Genomic DNA, 22,233 nt, shown 5'->3' with positions numbered 1-22,233 from the left:
ATTCAGCATAGAATTTAGCAACACGATATGCTCCACCTTTATTCGTGTGACAAATTACGACCTTCACTTTGCTCTTACCTTGTAATAATCTTGTAGTATTTTGAGCCCCATATCTAAACTTACAACTTCTTTTTCTTTCTGAGAGAGGGTATTACTAAGCAACTTCTCCCACATAGTATTAGTGCCAAAGTCATTGCTTTTCTTTAGAATCACTCTATTTATTGATACTTTGACTAACGATCTAAGTTCATACAAACATCTTTTAAGCACTTCCTTATACTGCCAATATGGTGTTTGGCCAACCGCTTCATCTGTATAATATGAATCAGTCCATAAGTTGCACACTGTCCAACCTTGCTGGTGGGATATAGTAATTTCCCACTTATTATTAAATGTTTTGTCATCCTCAATAAATATCACATTATCAGAGTTTAATCCTTTGTCTACATATAAGGTTCTAGATAAATAACCAAAGTGAGGAAACTCATCTAATCCTATACCGAAAGGTAACTCATCTATCCATTTTGGTAATTTTCTATCTTCTCTATTCACCTGAGTAAAGATCGAAAACTTGATATCTTTTCTATCAAGACTCAGAAGGTATTTACCGACTTCAGAAAATGCAAAGTTGTGCAAACAGTATGCTTCTGCATTGTAATCACCTATTAGTTTGATAATTTCTTCTGCATCTTCTATTGTATGTGCTAAGGGTTTTTCTAGGTATAATCTAACTATCCCCTTTTCTAGGCACTTTTTGACTGCGTGCAATCTTGACATTGGAGGAACGGAGACAACAGCAAAATCATATCCACTGTTGCAAAAATCATCATCAGTTCTTATGTCATAAGTATCATAAGAGATACTTAATTTATCTAAAGCTGGTTTATGCCTAGCGTTAGCAACCCAGCCATCACCCAAAATAATAGCTTTCATATTTTGCCTATTTTATTAAATACAATTGTACTTTCTTGATTAGAGATTTACAGCGCACGAAAAAGAAACGTAATTCCCAGTATAGTCTGGTGTATTTTGATGATACTAGTTTTAAATACTCACCTCGAACTACTTGATCTTGATAGATACATTCTGGTGGATTAATGTTTTTTATATTTCTGTCGTAACCCAACAAATCAAAGTCCTGTGAATATATGCTCTCTATCAACTTTGCTTCATCTTGAGATATTTCATCTATATAAGTGTTAGAAGCATTTCTAGCATGAGGGATTTTATTTACTAAATTGACATTGTACCTACTTAAAAAAATCTCAACCTCTTTCATTCTTTCAATACGACCAATAAAGCATGGCTCAACATCATCAGTGTATAAATTAAGCACTTGAGGTCGATAGTGCATGTCCATAATGGATTTATCTTTATCGTTGTTCAAAGCACTTAAAAACTGATAAAAACTAATATCATCTTTTGTTTCTAAACCATATTTTTTACAAAACCCATCTCGTACAACAACATCATGCTTATTTTCAATTCTATCCTTGTAAACAGAAAGTGCTCGGCTATAAGGATTTCTTGTTAAAATAAAAATTGGTATATCTTTATTATTAGGGAGACTTAATCTTTTCCTTGCTTCTAGATGGACATCGCCATCAAAGCCACCCAGAAGAGAGTTTTTTATCGATGAGCATGCTACCTTAGGGTTAGATATATAAACTAAACCGTGGCTCTTACAGTATAGAACATTATACATTCAATTTATCCACTACTTGTACCTCAACCATGTTTTCACACCAATTTTACTGTATATAACTTTTGACATAACAACGTTAGAAAAAATAACGTTAATAGCAATAGAGATAGCGAAACCTAAAGGCCCGTAAAAATAGACTAAAATAAAGCCAAAGATCATAAATAGAACAAAGGAAATACCAGATATTTTAAGTGACATACGCTCTAAACCACACATATTCGCCACAAGTCCTACTGGTCCTGTAATTAGATTTATAACTTGAGAAACTGTCAAAATAGCCAATACTGCTTCTGCGCTTCGATACTCATATCCAAAAACATAACTTAAGAAAATCTCTCCATGGAAGAAAAATACATATATGATTGGTATTGATATAAAGAAACTGATCTTTGTAATTTTAGTAATTAGATCTTGTAGTTTATCCACCTGTTCGCTACTGTATAGCTCTGCGATCTTCGGTGATATAATCGAGTTAATAGAGATCATACCAAGCGTTATTAAGTTTACTGACTGGATAGAAACCGATAACATCGCTGCATGACTTGATTTATATAAGTTGCCTAGTAAAATTATCGATATCTCATTAACACTCAAACTAAATGCTGCAACGAAAATAAACGGGGCAACACTTTTGCTCCACATTGAATAGAGTGATTTGTTCTTATTTTTTAGTAGAAATACTTTATTTTTCACTCGAAAGAAAAACAAAGAAGCTACTAATGCAGACAGGAATATCATCAATGTACTTTTTTCATTTAGTTTAGCGTCAAAAGCCAGTACAGCTATAGCTAGTCCTAAAAAAAATAGTATCATAGGTATAATTTTAACTAATGTTTGAGCATATATAACTCTTCCATTTCCAGTTAATATAGCCCCTCTTCTAAATAATTCAGCCTTTGTTATTATTATTGTAGATAATATAGCTGACATAATATATGAAGTACCCTGCCACCAAGAGTTAACTAACACAAATAGAGCTGAAGGAACACAAAGAAACATCAAGAAACTTCTAGACCAAGCTATAACATTGTACTTTCTACTACTTAGATTTTCTTTTGGTTCTTTACTGGCTAACTCCCTTATAACGATCTGAGGAATCCCATTAACTAGAGGAATTATCGCCATCGCTACAATAGACATATACGTGGCATATTCCCCATATTTCTCAACACCAAGAATTCTTGCTAATACAATTCCGGATAATGCTATTAACATTATACCGACTATATTAACAGCACCACTGCTGAATATTTTTGAGTAAAATTTATTTACCATAAAACTAATAATTGCTTAATTTATTTCCAAACATCCCCATTCAGGGTAGTGCTCTCGAATATATGTATTAAGCGCAATTTCTGCTGGCGTGTACTCTCGCTTAGTCTCTTTTGTTTTTTTATTGTCGTGAACATAAGTAATCATACCTGCGCCTACGGTAACATTTGACAAGCGATCAATAACAATAAACGCACCAGTAGATGGTAGTGATTTGTAACAATCCATCGCCACTTGATCATTTAAATCAAAAGAAGCTAGCGCAATCTCATTAAGATCCAATGTATGTGAATCTTCAGCGTGCTGCTCTAGAGTGTTTACGTCGATTTTGTGTTGAATATGACTTACCTTACCGACACAAGTTTTGGTTGAGAACTTAAAAACGTACTCTTTATGCACTCTCATGGACTCTTCGCCCATCCACACCAAATGAACCGATGCTTTGTCCGCCACAATTGGGGATTGCTCTGGATGAACGATCATATCACCGCGAGATATATCGATTTCATCATCAAGAGTCAATGTGACAGCTTGGCCAGGAAATGCTTGGTTTAATTCACCATCAAAGGTGTAAATGGATGCAATGGAGGAAGACTTCCCTGAAGGAAGAACTGTAACTGTATCACCAACCTGAACAGTACCTGAAGCGATAGTGCCACAATAACCTCTGAAGTCAGAGCTAGGGCGATTCACGTATTGGACTGGAAAACGCAATGCCGATGTATTTTTATCTTTAGCAACCTTGACCGTCTCAAGCAACTTCATCAGTGTCGCTCCCGGATACCAATCCATGTGCTCACTTGAAGTTACGACATTATCGCCTTTGAGGGCTGATATAGGCACAAAACGAATGTCGTCGATATCAAAGTTTTCTGCCATCTTACGATAGTCGCGCTTGATACTTTGATAAATCTCTTGGTCATAGTCCACCAAATCCATTTTGTTAATAGCGACAATGACGTGCTTGATACCCAGCAAAGAACAAATATAGCTATGGCGACGAGTTTGCGTTTGAATCCCACGACGCGCATCAACCATCACAATAGCAAGGTCACAGGTTGAAGCCCCTGTCACCATGTTTCGCGTATATTGTTCATGCCCTGGAGTATCTGCGATGATGAACTTACGCTTATCAGTAGAAAAGTATCGATAAGCTACATCAATCGTAATACCTTGCTCACGTTCAGACTGCAACCCATCAACAAGTAGAGCTAAATCAAACGCTTCATTTGTAGTATTAAACTTTTGCGAATCTTTCTCAATTGCCGCCATTTGATCTTCATAGATCAACTTTGAATCATAAAGCAGACGCCCAATTAACGTTGATTTACCGTCATCAACATTGCCACAAGTTAAAAAGCGGAGAAGATCTTTGTTCTCATGCACTTTTAAGTAGGCTTCAATGTCTTTTGCAATCAAGTCAGAACTGTGGGACATAAGTAATATTCCTAAATAAAATCTTTTTCGGTGAGGGTAGCAATGATAGTGTCCACAGCATCTTCAATGGACATATTAGCGTTTAAAGTTATCTCTGGTTCTATTGGCGCTTCATAATCAGAGTCAATGCCAGTGAAACTCTTAATTTGTCCAGCTCGCGCTTTTTTATAAAGTCCCTTAGGATCACGGTCTTCGCACACTGCTAGTGGGATATCTAAAAACACCTCTATAAATGCCTCTGACCCAATTTTGTCTCTTGCTAGTTGTCTATCGCTACGAAATGGAGAGATAAAAGCTGTAAGTACGATCATTCCAGCATCAACAAACAAGTGAGCAACCTCTGCAACCCTGCGGATATTCTCTACCCTATCAACATCACTGAAGCCTAAATCCTGATTGAGTCCATGGCGAACATTGTCGCCATCGAGCAAATAGCTATGCTTATTCAGCTCTAGCAATCTTCTTTCTAGCGCATTGGCGATTGTCGACTTTCCGGAACCACTTAGTCCAGTAAACCACAGTACGACGGGACGTTGTTTTTTTTGTTTCACCCGCTCTTGATGAGTGACATTAGTATGATGCCAAACTAGGTCATCACTAACGGATTCATTCTGTTTTCTTTCGTATGTTTTCATTTCACTTAAATTTGACAGTTAAAACGGGAAAACAAGGGGAATTGTGACTAACGCAACCGAAGTATACGCCAATGACACCCTCCAACCGACTCGGATAAAGTCTTTTACCTGATAGCCCCCTGCATTCATTACCATCAGATTAGTTTGGTATCCATAAGGCGTTAAAAACGAAGCGCTTGCGGCGTATGCTACTGCCATAATAAAAGGGCTAGAATCCACCCCATACGCTTTTGCTAAAGCGATTCCTACAGGCAGTACGATCGCTGCGGCGGCTGTGTTAGTGATGATCTCGGTCAACAACAAAGTCGTAATAAAAACAACGATTAATGCGGTATAGGCCGAATACCCATTAAGCATCTGAAATAAATTCGTTGATATCCACTCAGCCAAGCCTGAATTAGTAAATGCCTGTGCTAGGCATAGCGCTGAAACCAAGATTAACCACAACTCAAAAGGGAAGCGCCTTCTGATAGTGGAGCTATCTAATGCATTACCGATAATCAGTGCAATCAAATACCCAACCATAGCCTCAAGTAACGTTATCGAAGAGACAACAGAAACAACAATCGCGGCTAGAAAGCCCAAAATCACCAGCGCGTTTTGCCACCCCGTTAACGGTTGCTCCACCGTCTTCCCTGATAAGAAGAAAAAGTTACGCGACAAGTTTTGCCTTTTATCGAAATCCGTACCCACTGCCAGAACCAGCTTATCCCCAGCACGGAGCACTTGTTCACCGAGTTTACCTGACAATCGCTCACCATCACGGGAAATCGCCACCACAGCAGCATCAAAGCGTGAACGAAATTCTGTTTCTTTTAGTGTCTTACTCACCAACACCGATTCTGGGCTAACGATCACTTCAGTTAAGTTGGATTCTAATAACTGAATATCATCAGAAAATAGCCTTAAGCCATCAAAGAGCTGCAACTGTTTAATCTGCTTCACATCACCAGCAAAGATTAACTTGTCCTGTGCAAGGATTAACGTTTCTGGCGTAACGGGTGAGATAAGTTGGCCTTGTCGAACAACCTCAACCAAGAATAAACCATCGAGCGCGCGTAGCCGGTTTTGCTGTACTGACTTACCAATCAATTTACTCCCGACTACGACTTCTGCATCAATGAAGTAATCCAGCTTATCTTGTTGAGCTCTATCCTTTGCCGTTAATGACTTAGTCGTCCATATCACTACGCTACCAACAACAAGAACCAGAGCAATCCCGACAGGGAAGAATGAAAGAAAGTGTAGGCTTGGTAGCTCTGCATCAATAAGTAACGCATTCACCACAAGGTTTGTCGAGGTACCGATCAAAGTTAACGTACCACCCAAAATGGCAAAGTAGGAAAGCGGCAACAACAACTTCTGAGCGGGATGATCCTGATTGCGTTTCACCGCCCCCATCAAAGTCGCGACAACGGCAGTGTTATTTAACAACGCAGAACTTAGCGCAGTACTGATACCAAGCAAAGAAATGGTTTGAGTATAGCTAGGGCGGAAAATCTTTGTCGAAACCCACGGCAAAAGCTGACTCTTCTCCAAGGCTAAAGATGCTAACATCAAACAGATAAGCGTCAGGACGGAATGGTTAGTGATGTTCGAAGTGACTTCTTCTAGAGAAAGCTCTCCATAGGTATACAGGCACAGCACAGCCATCATAAATAGCATGGCTGGTCTGATTTTTGTCGTTGCTAAAAAAATAAGCAAGACGAGAATGACGGTCGCAGTGAAAAGCATCTGGGTAACGGCTATATGTGCGGATGATTAAAAGTAGCCTTCACGCTTTTTCTTCTCCATCGAGCCGGAGCTGTCATGATCAATAGCGCGCCCTTGTCGCTCAGAAGTCGTCGTAAGCAACATTTCCTGGATGATTTCTGGCAGTGTCGTGGCTTGAGATTCCACAGCGCCAGTTAATGGATAGCAACCTAAGGTTCGAAAGCGCACCATCTTCTTCTCTACCTTCTCACCTTCTTTTAGCTCCATCCGATCATCATCCACCATGATCAACATACCATCACGCTCGACAACTGGGCGTGGTTTGGCCAAATACAAGCTAGGAATTTCGATATTTTCTAGATAGATATACTGCCAGATATCTAGCTCTGTCCAGTTAGATAAAGGGAAAACTCGAATGCTCTCCCCTTGATGAATACGACCATTATAAATATTCCATAGTTCCGGGCGCTGATTCTTCGGATCCCATCGATGGTTTTCATCTCGGAAGGAATAGACTCGCTCTTTAGCGCGAGATTTCTCTTCATCACGACGCGCACCACCAAAAGCAGCATCAAAGCCATGTTTATCCAACGCCTGTTTTAACCCCTGGGTTTTCATTATATCTGTATGCAATGAGCTACCATGCACAAATGGGTTGATGTTCATTTTCAAACCTTCAGGGTTTTGATGAACGAGCAACTTCATGCCCAATTTGTTCGCCATATAGTCACGAAATTCAATCATCTCTTTGAACTTCCACGTAGTATCTACATGCATCAACGGAAAGGGTGGAATGCCAGGCGCGAAGGCTTTTTTGGCTAAATGCAGCATAACCGAAGAGTCTTTACCGACAGAGTAAAGCATCACGGGATTATCAAACTCAGCAGCCACCTCACGCATGATGTGAATCGATTCCGCTTCTAGCTGCTTTAAATGCGTCATTTGTTTTGTATCAATCATTATTAATTCACACCACTTTATAGGTTATGGTTATGTTCTCTCAAATACGCTACCGCCTTAGGTCTGGCTCCTAAATCGCGGCAGAACGATGGAAGGTGAACTGACTATTTAAAAAATCTTTCCTATTTTAACTGAAATGTTAGTGCGCTTAAATCGATATTAAAAACCATGTTAAGTATGACTTTGTTTGAGATCAGTCGCGCAATATGAGCTATTTGAACAATTTACCCATGTGGGACTGATAGAATTTCCTTCAGAGCTGACAAGGTCAAGAATTGACTTGGAAGATTTGAAAAGACGAGGGCGATAAAAATGGAAGTGATTCATCATGGCGGGAAAGACACCGTGACTGGCTCATGCCACGAAATACCCCTTGATATTGGTCACCTGCTTGTTGATTGCGGCTTACTGCAAGGCGGGGAGGCAACTCAATCAGAGCAAGTGGTTCGATTTCCGTCCAAGCACCTGATCGGCATTGCAATCACTCACGCCCATATCGATCACATAGGTCGATTACCTTGGCTAATTGCGTCTGGATTTAACAAGCCTATCTATTGCACTCCTGCGACCAGCAAGTTGATCCCTCTCATGCTTGAAGATGGTTTAAAGTTGCAGCTTGGCCTTAGTGCGTTGCAGCGAGATAAAGTTCTGAGTTTTATCAAGCGACTCATTCGTCCAATTCCTTTCAAACAATGGTATCGTCTAGGGGCAAAAACCTATTTAAGGTTTCAACCAGCAGGACATATTCTTGGCTCTGCATATTTAGAAGTGAAGCTTCCTGATAATAAGATTGTGGTTTTCTCTGGCGACTTAGGCCAATATGACACACCACTATTACCCGACCCAAAATCACCAACTAGAGCTGACTACCTATATATCGAAACCACTTATGGTGACAAGAACCACGATCCCGCAGAGCAACGTGCAATGCGACTAGCAGGAATTATCAACCATGCTCTGACAGATGGTGGAACCATCCTCATTCCGGCTTTTAGCGTCGGCCGAACCCAAGAGTTGTTGTTCGATATTGAACAGCTTATCCATCAGCATAATATTGATGCCAACATTCCTATCATTCTTGATTCGCCACTGGCAGAAAAAGTCACCAAAACGTATCGCCAATTTAAAAAGCTATGGGGCAAAGAAGCCAAAACTCGGCTAGATGCTCACCGCCACCCGCTTGCCTTTGACCAGTGCATTACCGTCTCTGATCACAAACAGCACTCCCAACTGGTAAATCGGCTTAAAGTCTCTGCAGAGCCTGCTATTGTGGTTGCCGCTTCAGGGATGTGTGAGGGTGGCAGAATCGTCAACTACCTGAAAGCCCTACTTCCTGATGAGCGCAACGACGTCATTTTTGCTGGCTATCAAGCAAAAAACACCTTGGGACGGGAAATACAATCAGGCGCAATCGAAGTGGATATCGATGGCGAAAAAATTGAAATCAATGCACAAGTGCACACTATGTCGGGATACTCGGCTCATGCAGGACAAGATGACCTAATGCGCTTTATTAAAGGTATTGAGCCCCCTCCTGAAGAAATCCACCTAATCCATGGTGAAGATGACGCCAAACATGCATTCGCCACTCTGCTTAGGACCCAACAGTACCGGGTTATAGAATAGCTGCTGTACATCCATTTCAGTAGTAAACCGTGTTTAACGCAACTTCTAAGCAATAAAAAAGCACTGCCAATGCAGTGCTTTTGCTATTTTCCGTTATGGTGTAAATCTAAACTCGGCGCTCAAACGCCAGTGAAAAATCTTCACGAGCCATAGTTAAGTTCGGGTTGTAGCATGGATCTGCATCCAAGACATTCGCCCAACGGCCACGCATGTACTGCACTTCCTTGGCAAAACGCGCTTGTTTCTCTGGCGTATCTTCAAAGCCACGAGTTTTCGATTCGTAGTGGTACAGCTCTGCATATGGTGTCCACACATTGAAATAACCCGCTTCTTGTACTTTCAAGCAGAAATCGATGTCATTAAATGCCACGGTCAGATCTTTCTCATTCAAACCACCGACTTGTTCAAACACCTCTTTACGAACCAGTAGACAGGCTGCCGTTACTGCAGAGTAGTTTTGCGAAACAATCGCACGACAGCCATATCCAGGCAAACCTTTCGGCAAGTGTTTATGTGCATGGCCAGCAACGCCCCCCACCATAATCACACCACCATGTTGTAACGTATCATCTGGGTACCAAAGACGAGCGCCAACCGCTCCGTTTTGTGGTTGGATAACATGACCAACCATTTCCGTTAGCCAATCAGGCGTGATCACTTCTACGTCATTGTTCACCAGCGCTAAGATCTCACCTTTCGCAATCGCTGCTGCTTTGTTGTTCAACGCAGAATAGTTGAATGGGCTATCATCACGCAGCACAACTACATTGCTGTTCTCTTGCTGGAGTTTCTCTAAGTACGCTAAGGTGTCTGGGCAGTCTGAGCCATTGTCTACAATGATGATCTCGTAGCTTTGGTAAGTCGTCTTTTCCAAAATAGAGTCGATACACACAGAAAGTACGTCCAAACCATTACGTGTTGGAATGATCATACTTACCATTGGCTGAGGTGTTGGGATCTCGTATTTAACTCGAGCATAGTGACGCTCTGGGTGTTCAACCACTTCGGCCTTGATCGCCATTCGGTCACAGTGTTCTTGTACGGCTTTCAAACCCGCAATTAAAGCATAAGGTTTTTCATCACCATCAACCGCTGTACTGCCTTCAATTGCACGCCAGTGATAAAGAATACGTGGAATATGGATGATGTGCTCGCGTTCAACTTTCTCAGTAAAACGCAGCGCAAAGTCCCAATCCTGCGCTCCCTCAAAGCCCTTACGGAAGCCTCCGATTTCTTTTGCCAAATCAGTTTTGTAAACGCCTAAATGCGAAATACAGTTTTGGTTTAGCAGCAGTTCTGGATTCCATTGAGACTTGAAATTTGGATCATAACGTGTGGCACCATCTGCAGTGATTTTGTCTTCATCACTGTAAATCAATGCCGCTTCCGGGTTAGCTAGAATTGTTTCTGCCACCCAGTAAAGTGCATCGTTTGGCAGCTTATCATCGTGATCCATTAAGGCGATGTATTCACCTGTTGCGACTTCAAGTGCACTGTTGGTTGCCTCAGAGATATGACCATTTTGCTCACGCTCCACCACTTTAATACGGCTGTCTTGTTGCGCGTACTCACGCAGTACATCACGCACTTCTTGGTTTGGTGACGCATCATCGGCGATACATAGTTCCCACTCAGGGTAAAGCTGAGCGGTCACTGATTCGATCGCTTCACGCAAGTAGTTTACTGGTGCATTATATACAGGCATCAAGACAGAGATTTTCGGCTTATTTTCTAAGCTAGCAATACGTGCGGATACTTGTTGCGTTTGCTCGGCAGACAACTGGCCATACTTTTCAAGCCATTGACCGTAATCGATCAGTGGTTCACCTGTCGGCTCTACGGCTTGAGCCGCTTGGTATTGACCACGGCTAAGCAAACCTTTCAGCCCTTCACGTTGGTAAACACCCCACGCTTTGCGGCAGGTATTCTGAACGCCACCATGATGCCTAACAAAGCCAACTCCACGCTTGGCTACTTTAATTGGCATCGAAAGCACAGGACGAATTGCACGTACAGGCGAAGTGAGCTTCCAAGACGTTGAGTTTTGCATTTCAGCGACTGCAGCTTGCAGCGAGTATGCCCATTGCTCTGAATTTGCATTGCGGTGTTCCAGTTCAGCGACTCGTTGCTCTAGTGCTTGAGCTTGGCTTTGCTGCATCGCTATTTGCGATTCCTTCTCACGCACTACAAATTTAAGTTCATTCAGTGTCGCGATCTCAACATCTTTCTCATGCAAACTCTGGTGGGCTTTTTTTAATTCAGGACGTAATTCTTCAAGCGCTTTCTTATGCGCAACAAAGGCATCGCTGGTTTCAATAAGCTTTTGGTTTAGCTCAACTAACTGCTGATCTTTACTTACTACCTCGCCTTGAAGTTCTTGAACCACGTTTTGTAGCTCGGCCTGCTTGTTACGTGAGTCTTCTTCTAGTTGTTCAGAACGCAAATTAGCATGGAACAATTGTGCACGATACTCAAATGCAGATACGTTGAACTCTTCCATCAGCGCATTTTGAGCTTGAACTACTGCAGCTTGATAGTGATCAAAAAACGTTTGGCTAGTCTCACCGTTCAACCAAGAAGCAAGATCATACTCTTGTTTTGCAAGCTTTTCTAAATCGCCATATAAAGACACAAGCGGCTCAAAGTGGGCATGGTCATCAAACAGTTCGCTTAGTTTGGCATCGCTATGGCTTAAAGCTGGGTCAATAAACTGCTCAATGAACTCTTGGCATTTTGCTTGGTCCAGTTCAGTGATATCCAATTGCTTTTCTAACCGACTAATCACTTGTTGTGGATTAGAAAGTAGATCGGAAAACGTAATAAACTCAACAGACTCATTCTTAAGTAATGCCAAGTTAGGCAACGTATGCATCAACCACAAAATAAAGCTGTGTTTATGCGAGATACCGTCGCGACGCTCAAGCGAGCGTGCAATGTCTAGCGGATTACGCAGTGCATATACGTATTTTGGTATCACGCCTGCACGGCTGAATACCTCTTGCCAAAAAGGAAGTAAACGGGAAGTACGAGGATCTTTAAAGCCCCAAACCGCATGTTCATCAACACGGTTACTGACCAAGGAAACCGCTTCATCTAGTAGAAGGGACACCAACTGGGACTCAAAGTTAATCTCGGTCAGTGTAGGACTTGACCAAATCGAGTCTGTTTCGGCAAGAAGACGGTCATTAATGGATACAACATCCAGATCTTCCCAATGACCTTTAGGGTTGAACTCCCCTTCTGGCATCAAGTTTTCACTTAAAGACACACCCAATACTTCAAGCGCTTTGGTAAGCGCACTGGTACCACTGCGGTGCATGCCTAACACGACCACTACAGATTTGTTCTTATTCGCTGCTACTGACGTTTGCTCAGTGTTTTTCGACATAATATTCGATACTCGTTATTCTGATTTGCTTGGCAGTTTTGTCGCATATTGGCGCACAAATTTCTGCTCTTTATGTAATTTGGCCTGGGCATATAACTTGGCGAGTCTTTCACCTATGCTTGGGGAAGTGTATTGTCCTGCAAACACTGATTCCGCTGCTATCGCCACACTCTCAATTTGCAAAAAATCAAAGATACGCTGCATTGCTTGTTGATGATGATGGCGCAACTCATCGTTATGCATAACGAGTACATTGTGCTTACCAAAGTGACGCTCTATCTCTACTAGCTGCCGACTAAAATGGCCTCTGTCTAGGTATGAGTGCGTTCGAAGCGGAGATTGCCAGCTATAATCATGTTCTGCGGTTTGAAGGCGCGAAGACTCTTTAAGAAAGGCTTTGAGCATTGATTCACTCTCGAAGCCTCGCTTACTCTCCATAGTATATTGTGAGATCGCCCTTTCAACTGGATCACGCAACATAAAAATGACTTTTGCGTGAGGTTGGAACTTCACCAACTTTGGTAACACCTGATTCCAGTACGCATAGATTGGCGTTGCATCGCATAAGTAGCGCTCTCCATTCGCATGCGTAAATTTCTCGGCGTAGGCTTGGTCTAAAACAGCGTCGCTCACACACACTTGTCCCTCTTTATTGAGGTACTCTGGGTGATCGAGTATATGTGCCTCTTTACCTTGAGCTAAGCAGATATCGGGATGCTGAGCGATGAAATGGGCTAACGCACTGGTGCCACACTTTTGTCCACCAATAATAAATAGATTAGGACGCATGAGAGCCCTCTGTCACCAATGACTTAGACGTAATCTTTTTCACTAAGTCTACTGCTCCCGTCACATGACTGCTTTGCTCAATCACGGTAAACATTGCCGCATCTACACCACGATGCAAGAACTGACGTTCACCTTCAACTAATGCAGAACAACCACAGTTAAGGAAATACGATCCATTTGGCAGATTACATGAGAAACGGAAGCGCATCTCTATCGTCTGTTCTGCAGCAACGTAAGGAATACGCATTTGATGATTACGCGTTGTGGTCGCGCCAGCGATTTCTAGCCCGGATACTGTCTTGATCATCATCCCACCACCGACTTCAAACGCTTCACACTCGAAATGCACTTGATAAACGTAGTCATACTCTTCACCGGCAGTAAGCAAGTTTACCGCTTCGCCATCTAGGTTTTCGATGTGCGGTTCGCCAATCACGGCACCTTGGCTCTGATACCAAATGGTTGACGCTGGCTTAATACTTGGGTCAAACGCGCCTTTACTCACCGATATCTGTTTTGATTTTGGTTTGTTGTCTGTGTCTTCACGCAGGCCGTCTTTAATTTGCTGACGATACGTTTCTCGTTCTGGGCCATGCATGTGAAGCAGTTTATGATACTGCTGTACAACTTGCTTTGGTGAGCCTTCCATAAGTAACTCGCCATGATCGAGCAGTACGGCGCGATCACACAGTTCGATAACCTGACCTGCAGAATGAGAAACAAACAGTAATGTCGCCCCTTTTGCCTGTAATTGACGCAGCTTAGCGTGGCATTTACGTTGGAACGCATCGTCGCCCACGGCAAGGGCCTCATCGACAATAAGGATGTCTGGATCAATGTGCATGACAACAGAAAAGGCCAAACGCAGCATCATACCGCTGGAGTAGCTTTTTACAGGCTGATCAATAAAGGTTCCAATATCGGCAAAGGCAAGAATATCCTCAAATCGTTCGGCCACTTCCGCTTTGCTCAAACCGAGTAGCTGAGCATTAAAATAGACGTTTTGACGGCCAGTAAACTCAGGGTTAAAGCCTGATCCTAGCTCTAAAAGCGCAGCGACTCTTCCCTCGATTTGCACATTACCTTGGTCTGGCTGCATAACGCCACAGATCAACTGCAATAAGGTCGATTTACCGCTGCCGTTATGGCCAACAATACCGACTGTTTCACCTTTATCGGCGTGAAAGTTGATACCTTTTAGCGCATAAAAACGCTCATCGTTTGCTTTTGACCAAAGAGCTTGGCGCAAGCGTTGCCAAGGGCTACTGGCAAGAGAAAAGCTCTTGCTGATTTGAGAAACGGATATGACCATTGGGGTAATTTATTACGATTAGGGGGGGGAGTATTATGAGCAAAAACAGAGCGCTTTGCAAAACGGCGAGGTCAATGAGAAGTAAATTTGCACATTTACCGCCATAAAGATGCGGAAAAGAAGAGCTACTGAAGCAGGAAACTAAAAAAGGAGCCCTAAGGCTCCTTTTATAACAAGTGTTTTCTAAACTCTATTATAGAGTGAAGTCAACTTTACCAGCGCCAAGTGCTTGAGAACCAGTTTGGATATCAACACCTTTGTCGTCTTGTTTCTTAACTGCTACTTCACCAACGTTAGTTTCAACTTCGAATAGCATGCGAGCTTGACGGCCAGCAGCTGGTTCGAAACCGATATCTGCAGCGATAGAAGCTGGAGATAGCGTTACCGCACCTTCGTTAGGTAGTTTAACAGATAGCTCATGACGAGTTACGATTGGGTTGTGCTCAGCACCTTCGTGTAGGCCGTGTGCATCGTATTCCCATACTGTTACGAAGATCTTACCACCTTCAACTGGTAGGATGCCAGACACGTCACGGATGTGAATAGTGTTAGCAGAAGTAGTACCAGTTAGGATAGTGTCAAACTTCAGACCGTCACGAGTGATGATGAATAGATCAGCAAGTTTCGCAGTGTAATCTTCAAACGTTTGTTGAGATGTACCTAGGATAGTTGCAGAAAGTGTCATCTTCTGAGCTTCGATTGGTGTTTCGTTGTCTTTATCGATAGCGAAAGTTAGGAAGCCAGATAGAACTTCACTTTGACCGCCACGAGTAACGATATCACCTAGACCAGCAGTAGTAACTGCAGTGCCGTCTTTAGCTAAAGTCAAACCAGTTGGCTGGTTAGCAGCGTTTAGGAATTGACCCGCTTCGTTCACTTTGTAGCCAGAGAAATCACCTTCAAGTTTTAGGTTAACTTTGTTAAGTTGGATTTCTTGGTTAGAAGTCACGTTGTTTAGCTTCAAGTTGCTTGGAGCCATATCTAGTTGAGCGTAGTTAGTCTGAGTAAAGCCAGTTGCAACTTTCGCTTCAGCAGTAACAGATTGGTTAGTTCCTGGTACGTCAGCACCACCATTATCTACCAAGTTGTTAGATAGTGTGAATAGGTCACCTAGCTTAAATACCGCGCGCGATGCTACTGGGTCTGCAGTGTAAGATGCGTTACGCATTGCACCTACGTTCAGAGTAACAGCTGAAGTGCTGCCCGATTTTAGGTTAAAGATGTTGTTTGCTGCTGGGAAAGTAAAGTCAACAGCAGAGTTAGCACCAACTTTTGCAGCTGATGATGGAACACCAAGCTCAGTCAAGAATAGAGTCGCATCTTCAGCGTGCATAACGTCGAACAACTCAGCAGTTGTTTTACCAGCTGGTTGGTTAGAGTCGTCACCATCGATAAGTAGACCGTAGTCTGTTGCGATCTGAGCACCACCAATGTATGTATCAACTGCTGTTTTAACTGCACCTGTTAGCGCTGCGTACGCAGGGAATGAAGTAGCTTGGTTCGCTTCAGCGATCACGTACGTTTTAAGCTCTGCATCGCTGATTACTAGATCGTTATCTGTATCGATTGTATGGAACAGTGTAACAGCTGCAGCATCAAATGATGTTGGGAAGAAACCAATAAGGCCTTCATCATCAGCAACTACTGGGCTTAATGTTAGACGTAAACGGGTGTTGTCAAGGTCAAGAGAGTGTTCGATGATCTTAACGCCGTTTGCTTCTTCGTTCACTTTGAACAGGTCTGCGATACGATCTGAAAGAATCGTACCATCTTGGTCTGCATCCGCAGCATCTTGGCGAAGAGCAACATCTAGACCAAAGTTCTTCTCTGCGTTGTTAGTTAGCCAAGTACGAACTTCAGGTGCGTTAAAAGTAGCGCCACCAGTTAGTTGAATTGTGATAAAGCCGTTTGCTTTTAGTTCACCTTCTACAGTGAATTTAGCACGAGCTTCTTGCTCTGCAGTCGAGAACGCTAGTACTTCTGGTTTAGTTACAGATGCTAGAGCAGTCGTAGTCCAAAACTCAGCGCCTGAACGGTCTTGAGTATCAGTGATTACAACTTTAGCAAATGCAGATGTAGAGCAGATTGCCGCTACTGATGCTGCTAGAAGAGTTTTCTTTAACATGTTTTTTTAGTCCTTAGTTTGGATCCATATTATTTTTTTGCTTTGCTTGGCTAAAAAGCAAAGCAAATTTGATCAACTTCGGTGCACTGTTCGTCGCACCCTACTCGCGCTGTCTTTCTTTACCGCTAAGTAAAAGAAATCCGAGCCAACCTGCGAAGTAATGTTTAGAGATCGCGCTCCGAAGTGCGCACCCGCTATTTTTATTAGAAGTACAAATAAAGTCAATGGAAAAAATGTGACAGTGGGAGGTTTTTCTCTTAATTTCGAGAAAAACTGAAGTGATTGCTATCACAAAAATCATCCCCAGGGCAAAATAGAATACTTTTTGTACAACCAAAGAACAGTAATGTAAATACACTATAGTTAGGAAGAATTAAATCTAACTTTTAATTACACCTAAAAAGAAAAATAGTTAATCTATTGAATATAATAAAAAAAATGATAATAGCACACCAAAAAACAGAATATTCATAGCCGTGTCATCATAGTGACAAGATCGTCAATACAGTGTCAGGCGTTGTTTTTTTGACCATAAAACTAATACTTAGTAGCGACTAGCGAAATTAATAATTAATCGGTGAAATTATAGCATTTTATAAACAAAGGTGATTTTCCAACACTTCAATATCATATTTATGACTGTTTAAAACAGGCCTTATTCCAAAACACCTTTGCAGAGGTTTTTTACGTGCTTGAACAACTTAAAGCTGTATTTTCACTCCGCCATTTAGCCAATGACGTATTTTTCTCTCTACGATCAAAATCACTCTTAGTGATTTCTTGGCAACATTCCTAAACAAAACCGATTCCCGGCCACGTTACTCTCATAAACCAAATATCTGCTGCTGCTTGCCTCAAGGTATAAAAACCTCCCGAAGGAGGTTTTTTTGTTAGTTAAAGCGCGGCCCCATCATCTGCCAGCCAGTGACATCTTTAAACTCGTTGGTGTAAAACTTGGCTTCTTCACGGCTACTGATAACATAAGGGGTAATCATTAGCACAAGCTCTGACGTTGTTTGTTCTTCTTTGGTGAACTTAAACAGATTACCTAACACAGGTATATCCCCGAGCACTGGTACCTTTTTCTCTTTACTGGTGTTGTCGGTACTGATCAGTCCGCCCATGTATACGCTCTCACCACTATCCGCAAGTAACTTAGTCTGCAGCGATCGAGTATTAATGGTTGGGCTATCCCCTGTCGATGCACCTTGAGAGCTGACTTCTTGGCTGATATTCAGCTCAATAACGCCATTTTGGTTAATGGTTGGAGTAATATCCAATGTGATACCGATATCAATGTACTTATAGGTAATGGTTGCTTTGGAATCATCGCCACCGCCAGATACTTCACCAGACTTAACTTGAATTTGGTTACCGATGTTGATCCGTGCGGATTCCTGATCTAAAGCAATAATCCTTGGACTGGACAGGATTTGCGCTCGACCATTTTCTAGCGCGGCCTCTAAGCCAACTTCAAAATCACCAAATACGCCTTTTAAGCTTAACACTCCCGCCTCAGCGAGCCCCTTGGTTCCACCGGTAATATCACCACCCGTGGTGGAAATATCAAAGCCCAAGCTGTAACTGTCTGTCAATGATACTTCTGCAACGGTCGCTTGCAGCAATACCTGACGTGGCCTTTGGTCAACAAATTTAAGTAAGTTAACCAAGCGCTGATAGTCTTGATACTCGCCTTGGAAGATCAGTGCATTCCGCTTGGTATCTATCACAACCCGGAAATTGTCATCAACCACACTTAAACCTTGTGCTCGGTTATTTGATAGGTTCTTCATCCCCGTGTTACCTGGAGTCACACCATCTGCACTGTCACGAGCGCCTTGGAGTATGTTTTGGTTATTATTATTTGCCTGCTCGTTAGCTTTCGCCTCTTTGCCAGCAAAGATGGTTTGTACTACCTGCCATGCATCTTCAGCTTTGGTGTTTTGCATAAAGTAAGCATACACCCCCTGACTGCCCTCAACTGGCGCAGGGATGTCGATACGCTTAATCCACTCTTCAGCATAGTTTAACCAAGCTCGAGTACTGGCTGTTACTAATAATTGCTGATCACTAAGCGGGTTTAATACCACGCCATTGTTACCGCTTTTCATACTTACCGGTACAGATGCTGATGCTAGCGCATTCTGTAAACGTGATGACAGTTCACGAGAGGTCATATAACGGCTTTGTATCAGTGTCATATGGCTCGACGCCCGGTTTGGTACATCTAACTGTTGGAGCATATCACGGATACGATTAATGTCAGTTTGCTGCGCCACTACCATCATTGAGTTGAGGTGGTTTTGCATTAACACACTGCCCCCACCACTCTCACGTAACATTTTCTCTGCCATACTGGTTGCTTGGCTTAGCGGTAAATAGTAAACCGGAATGATCTGCGCTGTTTTACCGTATTTTAGCAGTGGTTTAACCGATTGACTGAGCAAACGCGGCGCTTGGCTTCCTGCTTTGTTTGCAGGAATGACCTTGATCAATTGATCATCTAGCACCATCGCAATACCGTTAACTTGTAGGACTTCTTCCACCAAACCAAGCAGTCGCTGTGCCGATACCGGGTTATTTACCCTTAACGTTACTGGCTCCGCTTTATCTGCAAGCTCTTGATCAACGATGTAATTGGTTTTTAGAACTTCTCCTAATGCCAAATTAATAAAATTGTTTAATGGCAAGCGATCGGCATTCAGGCTGAGTTTTTCCGTCGGAAGGGATAACTGTTGTACGACATCACCTCCCCCTTGACCTGCTCGCAATAAAGGTGCATTACGGATGTTGTCACCCACATAAGCGGTAGAACCGGAGATTTCATGCTCAGGCTTTTGTACACTTTGTTGCTCTACAAGTGTGTATGAACTTTCTAACTGATTTGTCGGTGGCGTCGGAGTTTTGTTTTCTGGCATCGGCTGAAACATGGTACAGCCATACATAAGCCCAGTGCCCAACAAGATGGTGCCGCGACCAAGTTTACGCGACATTGATTGCGGTATCATGGTGTTGTACTTTCCTCAATGGTACTTTCTTCTAACTCTGTCGGCAGTGCCGGAAAGAGTGTCCAGGTGGTAAGAGCGCCGCTCGCGGCCTTAGTAATAACTTGAGTGGATGAAATGTTAACAATTTCACCTAAATCTGGGTCTACATCCCCTACGATGACACTCTTAGCTTCACCGTTTTGCATAAATAATGCCTGACTCTGTAAACCTTTCATCGCTACACTCACAAACTGTAGTGGTGAGTTCACAGCAGCGGTTTGTGGCTCATTGTCTTGTGTCTCAGCTTGATCTTGTTCTAGTTCAGCAAGTTTTGCTCTTTCACTCGATGTCAGTAACACCCTTCCCTTGGTAAACAAGTTTCCATTAGGGGTTAGGTTAGTGATAGAGGCAAAGCTCGATTTAAGTTGGGGCATGGTTAATGTTTCGGACTGGCTGACCGTAAACCAACTCGGTATATGCAAGATAACTAGCAAGCCAATGCATAATCCGTTCAACCCCAACAATGCTTGTTGATTTGTTGTAAGGCGCATTATTTAGCTCCTTGTGAGAGTCGCTTTAACTCACTAAGCGGCATATGACGATAGCTACGAATGTCCAGTGCAATCTCATAGCCACCCATTTTTTTACTGCGTCTGGTTTGGCGCGCTGGCTTAATTTCCAACTGTTGGATCTCAATCAACGGTTTGCTTTGTGCCATACTATATAAGAAGGCGGTAATGTCATCCGTAGAGCCATTTAGCCGCCATTGCGCATCTAGATTTTCGCCTAACCAAGGCATGATTGATGGCTCACCAAAGCGACGGCCACTAAAACCTAATTGATGGCTTCGAGAAATATCTTCAAATGCGCTCAACTGATCAGAAATACCTCGGCTATGAGTTCGTGACTTGAACAAATAGGTTTGTAGAGCTTTTAGCTCTTGGTTTGCTGTATTCGCTGCATTCTGTATTTCTTGGCGAGACTGCTCTATGCGAAGCAAACGCTCATACTGTCCGGACTTATGGGCGACTTGCTGAGAAATCTCGCTACGCCACTCTAGGTAAGGGCTAAATATGAGGGCATAGATAATTAGCACAAGACAACCTAACCCCCCCCATTGAACCCAAGGGCTAGACAATTCTTCTTTCCATGTGCCTTGTTGCCACTGTTGGATCAGTTTATCCACTGTACAGCCTCCTTAAGCTGAAGCTCGGCTTGAAACTCTTGCCGTCCATCCTGAGTTGGCACCACCTCTCCGATAAAACGGGCATGTTCGACCGCAGGAAGTTGACTAAGTGTATCTAGCATTCCAGCACTGTCTTTCATTGTGCCCTGCATAACAAGACGCTGAGGTGAATATGTTAAACGATCCAGTACAATATCTTTAGGTAAAGCCTCTGTTAAAGCAGAAAGCAATAATGCTGGAGCTTGTTGGCGTGCTCTTGCTTTTTCACCTTGTTCCAGAATTTTCGATGTATCGCTAAAGCTTGCTCTCAGCCTTTGAAGATCCATTGTTTGTTGCTGCAAGGTGACGACTTCTGTATCTAACTTACTTTCTTCATATTTGAGCAGCAACGCGTCTAAACTAATGTAAACACACAAAGTAACCAAACCTACCAACATCGCTCGCCAATAGAGCCATGGGTTTTCGATATCAAACTGTGTCGTGCATTTGGCTTTTGCTAAAACTGATGATTTTGGTGTTGCAGCAAGTGAGGACCAATCTCCCTTTTTTTTCTCGTCACTAGAAAAACAGACTCGGCCTTCTTCAGCCATCAAACGTTTTAGGCTTTGAGCGTGTAAAAAGGATTTTTGTGGATAAAGTTGCTCGATTAAACGATGGTCTTGCCATGATATTGCCCATGACAGTTCTTCATCATTATTCGACTCACTGTATAGTAAGACCCCTTTATCTGCTTGAGCTCGTGCAAGATGATAAACCAGTGCTGGAATAATATGGGTTACGGGCTGAGCAAAAGATACATCTTCTGGGTTCCAAAACCATACCGCTACTTGCCATCGGTCTTCGACTTTTGTTACCCAATGGTAGGAGCGAATATCACTCCACGAAACGAGGTGCTGAAGTTCATTTTCAACACATGTTTCAAGATCGGCAGCGCTAATAAGCTCTACCTGATAAGAAAAGCTTTTAAATAGGCACAAAGACTGTGGGACTAAACCAACAACCTTATCCCAGCGAGATACATTCCCCACACTTTTTGGTTGCTGTGAGCCATGTTCCGGCCAGATACACCTCTGCTGTTGAAGTTTGGATAACACCTTG

The 22,233-nt window shown here is 42.7% G+C and carries 16 protein-coding genes; 1 reads left to right on the top strand and 15 read right to left on the bottom strand.

The genetic code is table 11. The features are described from left to right. Nucleotides 1-63 precede the first annotated feature (63 nt). The 7 genes from B853_RS01030 to cysD all read right to left on the bottom strand — a co-directional run bounded on the left by B853_RS01030 (nucleotide 64) and on the right by cysD (nucleotide 7,719). Nucleotides 64-933: a Gfo/Idh/MocA family oxidoreductase gene (locus B853_RS01030; RefSeq protein WP_038886685.1), complete on the bottom strand. Its 870-nt coding sequence runs from the start codon at nucleotides 931-933 to the stop codon at nucleotides 64-66. Nucleotides 934-940: 7 nt separating this feature from the next. Next, nucleotides 941-1,705 (bottom strand): sulfotransferase family 2 domain-containing protein, encoded by a 765-nt coding sequence (locus tag B853_RS01025; protein ID WP_128826783.1) that lies wholly within the window; start codon nucleotides 1,703-1,705, stop codon nucleotides 941-943. 12 nt (nucleotides 1,706-1,717) lie between these two features. Continuing rightward, on the bottom strand, nucleotides 1,718-2,980 hold the full coding sequence (locus tag B853_RS01020; protein WP_128826782.1) for an MATE family efflux transporter: 1,263 nt from the start codon (nucleotides 2,978-2,980) through the stop codon (nucleotides 1,718-1,720). Between the two features lie 15 nt (nucleotides 2,981-2,995). Then, nucleotides 2,996-4,414, bottom strand: a complete 1,419-nt coding sequence (gene cysN / locus B853_RS01015) for a sulfate adenylyltransferase subunit CysN (protein ID WP_128826781.1) — start codon at nucleotides 4,412-4,414, stop codon at nucleotides 2,996-2,998. 11 nt (nucleotides 4,415-4,425) lie between these two features. Then, nucleotides 4,426-5,049 (bottom strand): adenylyl-sulfate kinase, encoded by a 624-nt coding sequence (cysC, locus tag B853_RS01010; RefSeq protein WP_010445226.1) that lies wholly within the window; start codon nucleotides 5,047-5,049, stop codon nucleotides 4,426-4,428. An 18-nt stretch (nucleotides 5,050-5,067) separates the two neighbouring features. Next, complete coding sequence (locus B853_RS01005; protein ID WP_249027385.1) at nucleotides 5,068-6,714, bottom strand: SLC13 family permease; 1,647 nt, start codon at nucleotides 6,712-6,714, stop codon at nucleotides 5,068-5,070. Nucleotides 6,715-6,810: 96 nt separating this feature from the next. Then, nucleotides 6,811-7,719, bottom strand: coding sequence for a sulfate adenylyltransferase subunit CysD (cysD, locus tag B853_RS01000; protein ID WP_202796568.1), 909 nt, complete (start codon nucleotides 7,717-7,719; stop codon nucleotides 6,811-6,813). 315 nt (nucleotides 7,720-8,034) lie between these two features. On the opposite strand from cysD, the gene B853_RS00995 reads away from it, so the two are divergent. After that, nucleotides 8,035-9,348 carry an MBL fold metallo-hydrolase RNA specificity domain-containing protein gene (locus tag B853_RS00995; RefSeq protein ID WP_038884543.1) on the top strand — a complete coding sequence of 438 codons (1,314 nt, stop codon included), beginning with the start codon at nucleotides 8,035-8,037 and terminating at the stop codon, nucleotides 9,346-9,348. Nucleotides 9,349-9,454: 106 nt separating this feature from the next. Here B853_RS00995 and B853_RS00990 read toward each other — a convergent pair whose 3' ends face one another. The 8 genes from B853_RS00990 to B853_RS00955 form a co-directional block, all read right to left on the bottom strand. After that, nucleotides 9,455-12,736 (bottom strand): glycosyltransferase, encoded by a 3,282-nt coding sequence (locus B853_RS00990; RefSeq protein ID WP_038884545.1) that lies wholly within the window; start codon nucleotides 12,734-12,736, stop codon nucleotides 9,455-9,457. Between the two features lie 15 nt (nucleotides 12,737-12,751). Then, the gene (locus B853_RS00985; protein WP_038884547.1) at nucleotides 12,752-13,525 is read right to left on the bottom strand and encodes a sulfotransferase family protein; all 774 of its coding nucleotides are present in this window, start codon (nucleotides 13,523-13,525) and stop codon (nucleotides 12,752-12,754) included. Continuing rightward, nucleotides 13,515-14,837 carry an ABC transporter ATP-binding protein gene (locus B853_RS00980; RefSeq protein ID WP_081641176.1) on the bottom strand — a complete coding sequence of 441 codons (1,323 nt, stop codon included), beginning with the start codon at nucleotides 14,835-14,837 and terminating at the stop codon, nucleotides 13,515-13,517. The genes B853_RS00985 and B853_RS00980 overlap by 11 nt, the downstream gene beginning before the upstream one ends. A 193-nt stretch (nucleotides 14,838-15,030) precedes the next feature. Next, nucleotides 15,031-16,962 carry a VapA family S-layer protein gene (locus tag B853_RS00975; protein WP_038884549.1) on the bottom strand — a complete coding sequence of 644 codons (1,932 nt, stop codon included), beginning with the start codon at nucleotides 16,960-16,962 and terminating at the stop codon, nucleotides 15,031-15,033. Nucleotides 16,963-17,852: 890 nt separating this feature from the next. Next, nucleotides 17,853-19,970, bottom strand: a complete 2,118-nt coding sequence (locus tag B853_RS00970; protein ID WP_128826780.1) for a secretin N-terminal domain-containing protein — start codon at nucleotides 19,968-19,970, stop codon at nucleotides 17,853-17,855. Further along, the gene (locus tag B853_RS00965) at nucleotides 19,967-20,500 is read right to left on the bottom strand and encodes a hypothetical protein (protein ID WP_038883511.1); all 534 of its coding nucleotides are present in this window, start codon (nucleotides 20,498-20,500) and stop codon (nucleotides 19,967-19,969) included. The genes B853_RS00970 and B853_RS00965 overlap by 4 nt, the downstream gene beginning before the upstream one ends. Continuing rightward, on the bottom strand, nucleotides 20,500-21,135 hold the full coding sequence (locus tag B853_RS00960; protein ID WP_128826779.1) for a hypothetical protein: 636 nt from the start codon (nucleotides 21,133-21,135) through the stop codon (nucleotides 20,500-20,502). Before B853_RS00960 ends, B853_RS00965 begins: the two co-directional genes overlap by 1 nt. After that, nucleotides 21,123-22,229, bottom strand: a complete 1,107-nt coding sequence (locus tag B853_RS00955; protein WP_038883507.1) for a hypothetical protein — start codon at nucleotides 22,227-22,229, stop codon at nucleotides 21,123-21,125. Before B853_RS00955 ends, B853_RS00960 begins: the two co-directional genes overlap by 13 nt. Nucleotides 22,230-22,233 lie beyond the last annotated feature (4 nt).

This window comes from Vibrio rotiferianus CAIM 577 = LMG 21460, assembly GCF_002741985.1.
GTDB lineage: Bacteria > Pseudomonadota > Gammaproteobacteria > Enterobacterales > Vibrionaceae > Vibrio > Vibrio rotiferianus.
Note: the sequence above shows the minus strand (reverse complement) of the source record. Positions and strands in the feature narration are given on the sequence as shown.

Coding starts and splice junctions, on each gene's coding strand:
- cysC (WP_010445226.1), bottom strand. CDS start 5,049: ATGAAAACATACGAAAGAAAACAGAATGAATCCGTTAGTGATGACCTA.
- B853_RS00970 (WP_128826780.1), bottom strand. CDS start 19,970: ATGATACCGCAATCAATGTCGCGTAAACTTGGTCGCGGCACCATCTTG.
- B853_RS00965 (WP_038883511.1), bottom strand. CDS start 20,500: ATGCGCCTTACAACAAATCAACAAGCATTGTTGGGGTTGAACGGATTA.
- B853_RS01030 (WP_038886685.1), bottom strand. CDS start 933: ATGAAAGCTATTATTTTGGGTGATGGCTGGGTTGCTAACGCTAGGCAT.
- B853_RS01005 (WP_249027385.1), bottom strand. CDS start 6,714: ATGCTATTTATGATGGCTGTGCTGTGCCTGTATACCTATGGAGAGCTT.
- B853_RS00975 (WP_038884549.1), bottom strand. CDS start 16,962: ATGTTAAAGAAAACTCTTCTAGCAGCATCAGTAGCGGCAATCTGCTCT.
- B853_RS00990 (WP_038884545.1), bottom strand. CDS start 12,736: ATGTCGAAAAACACTGAGCAAACGTCAGTAGCAGCGAATAAGAACAAA.
- B853_RS01020 (WP_128826782.1), bottom strand. CDS start 2,980: ATGGTAAATAAATTTTACTCAAAAATATTCAGCAGTGGTGCTGTTAAT.
- B853_RS00980 (WP_081641176.1), bottom strand. CDS start 14,837: ATGGTCATATCCGTTTCTCAAATCAGCAAGAGCTTTTCTCTTGCCAGT.
- B853_RS00985 (WP_038884547.1), bottom strand. CDS start 13,525: ATGCGTCCTAATCTATTTATTATTGGTGGACAAAAGTGTGGCACCAGT.
- B853_RS01025 (WP_128826783.1), bottom strand. CDS start 1,705: ATGTATAATGTTCTATACTGTAAGAGCCACGGTTTAGTTTATATATCT.
- cysN (WP_128826781.1), bottom strand. CDS start 4,414: ATGTCCCACAGTTCTGACTTGATTGCAAAAGACATTGAAGCCTACTTA.
- B853_RS00995 (WP_038884543.1), top strand. CDS start 8,035: ATGGAAGTGATTCATCATGGCGGGAAAGACACCGTGACTGGCTCATGC.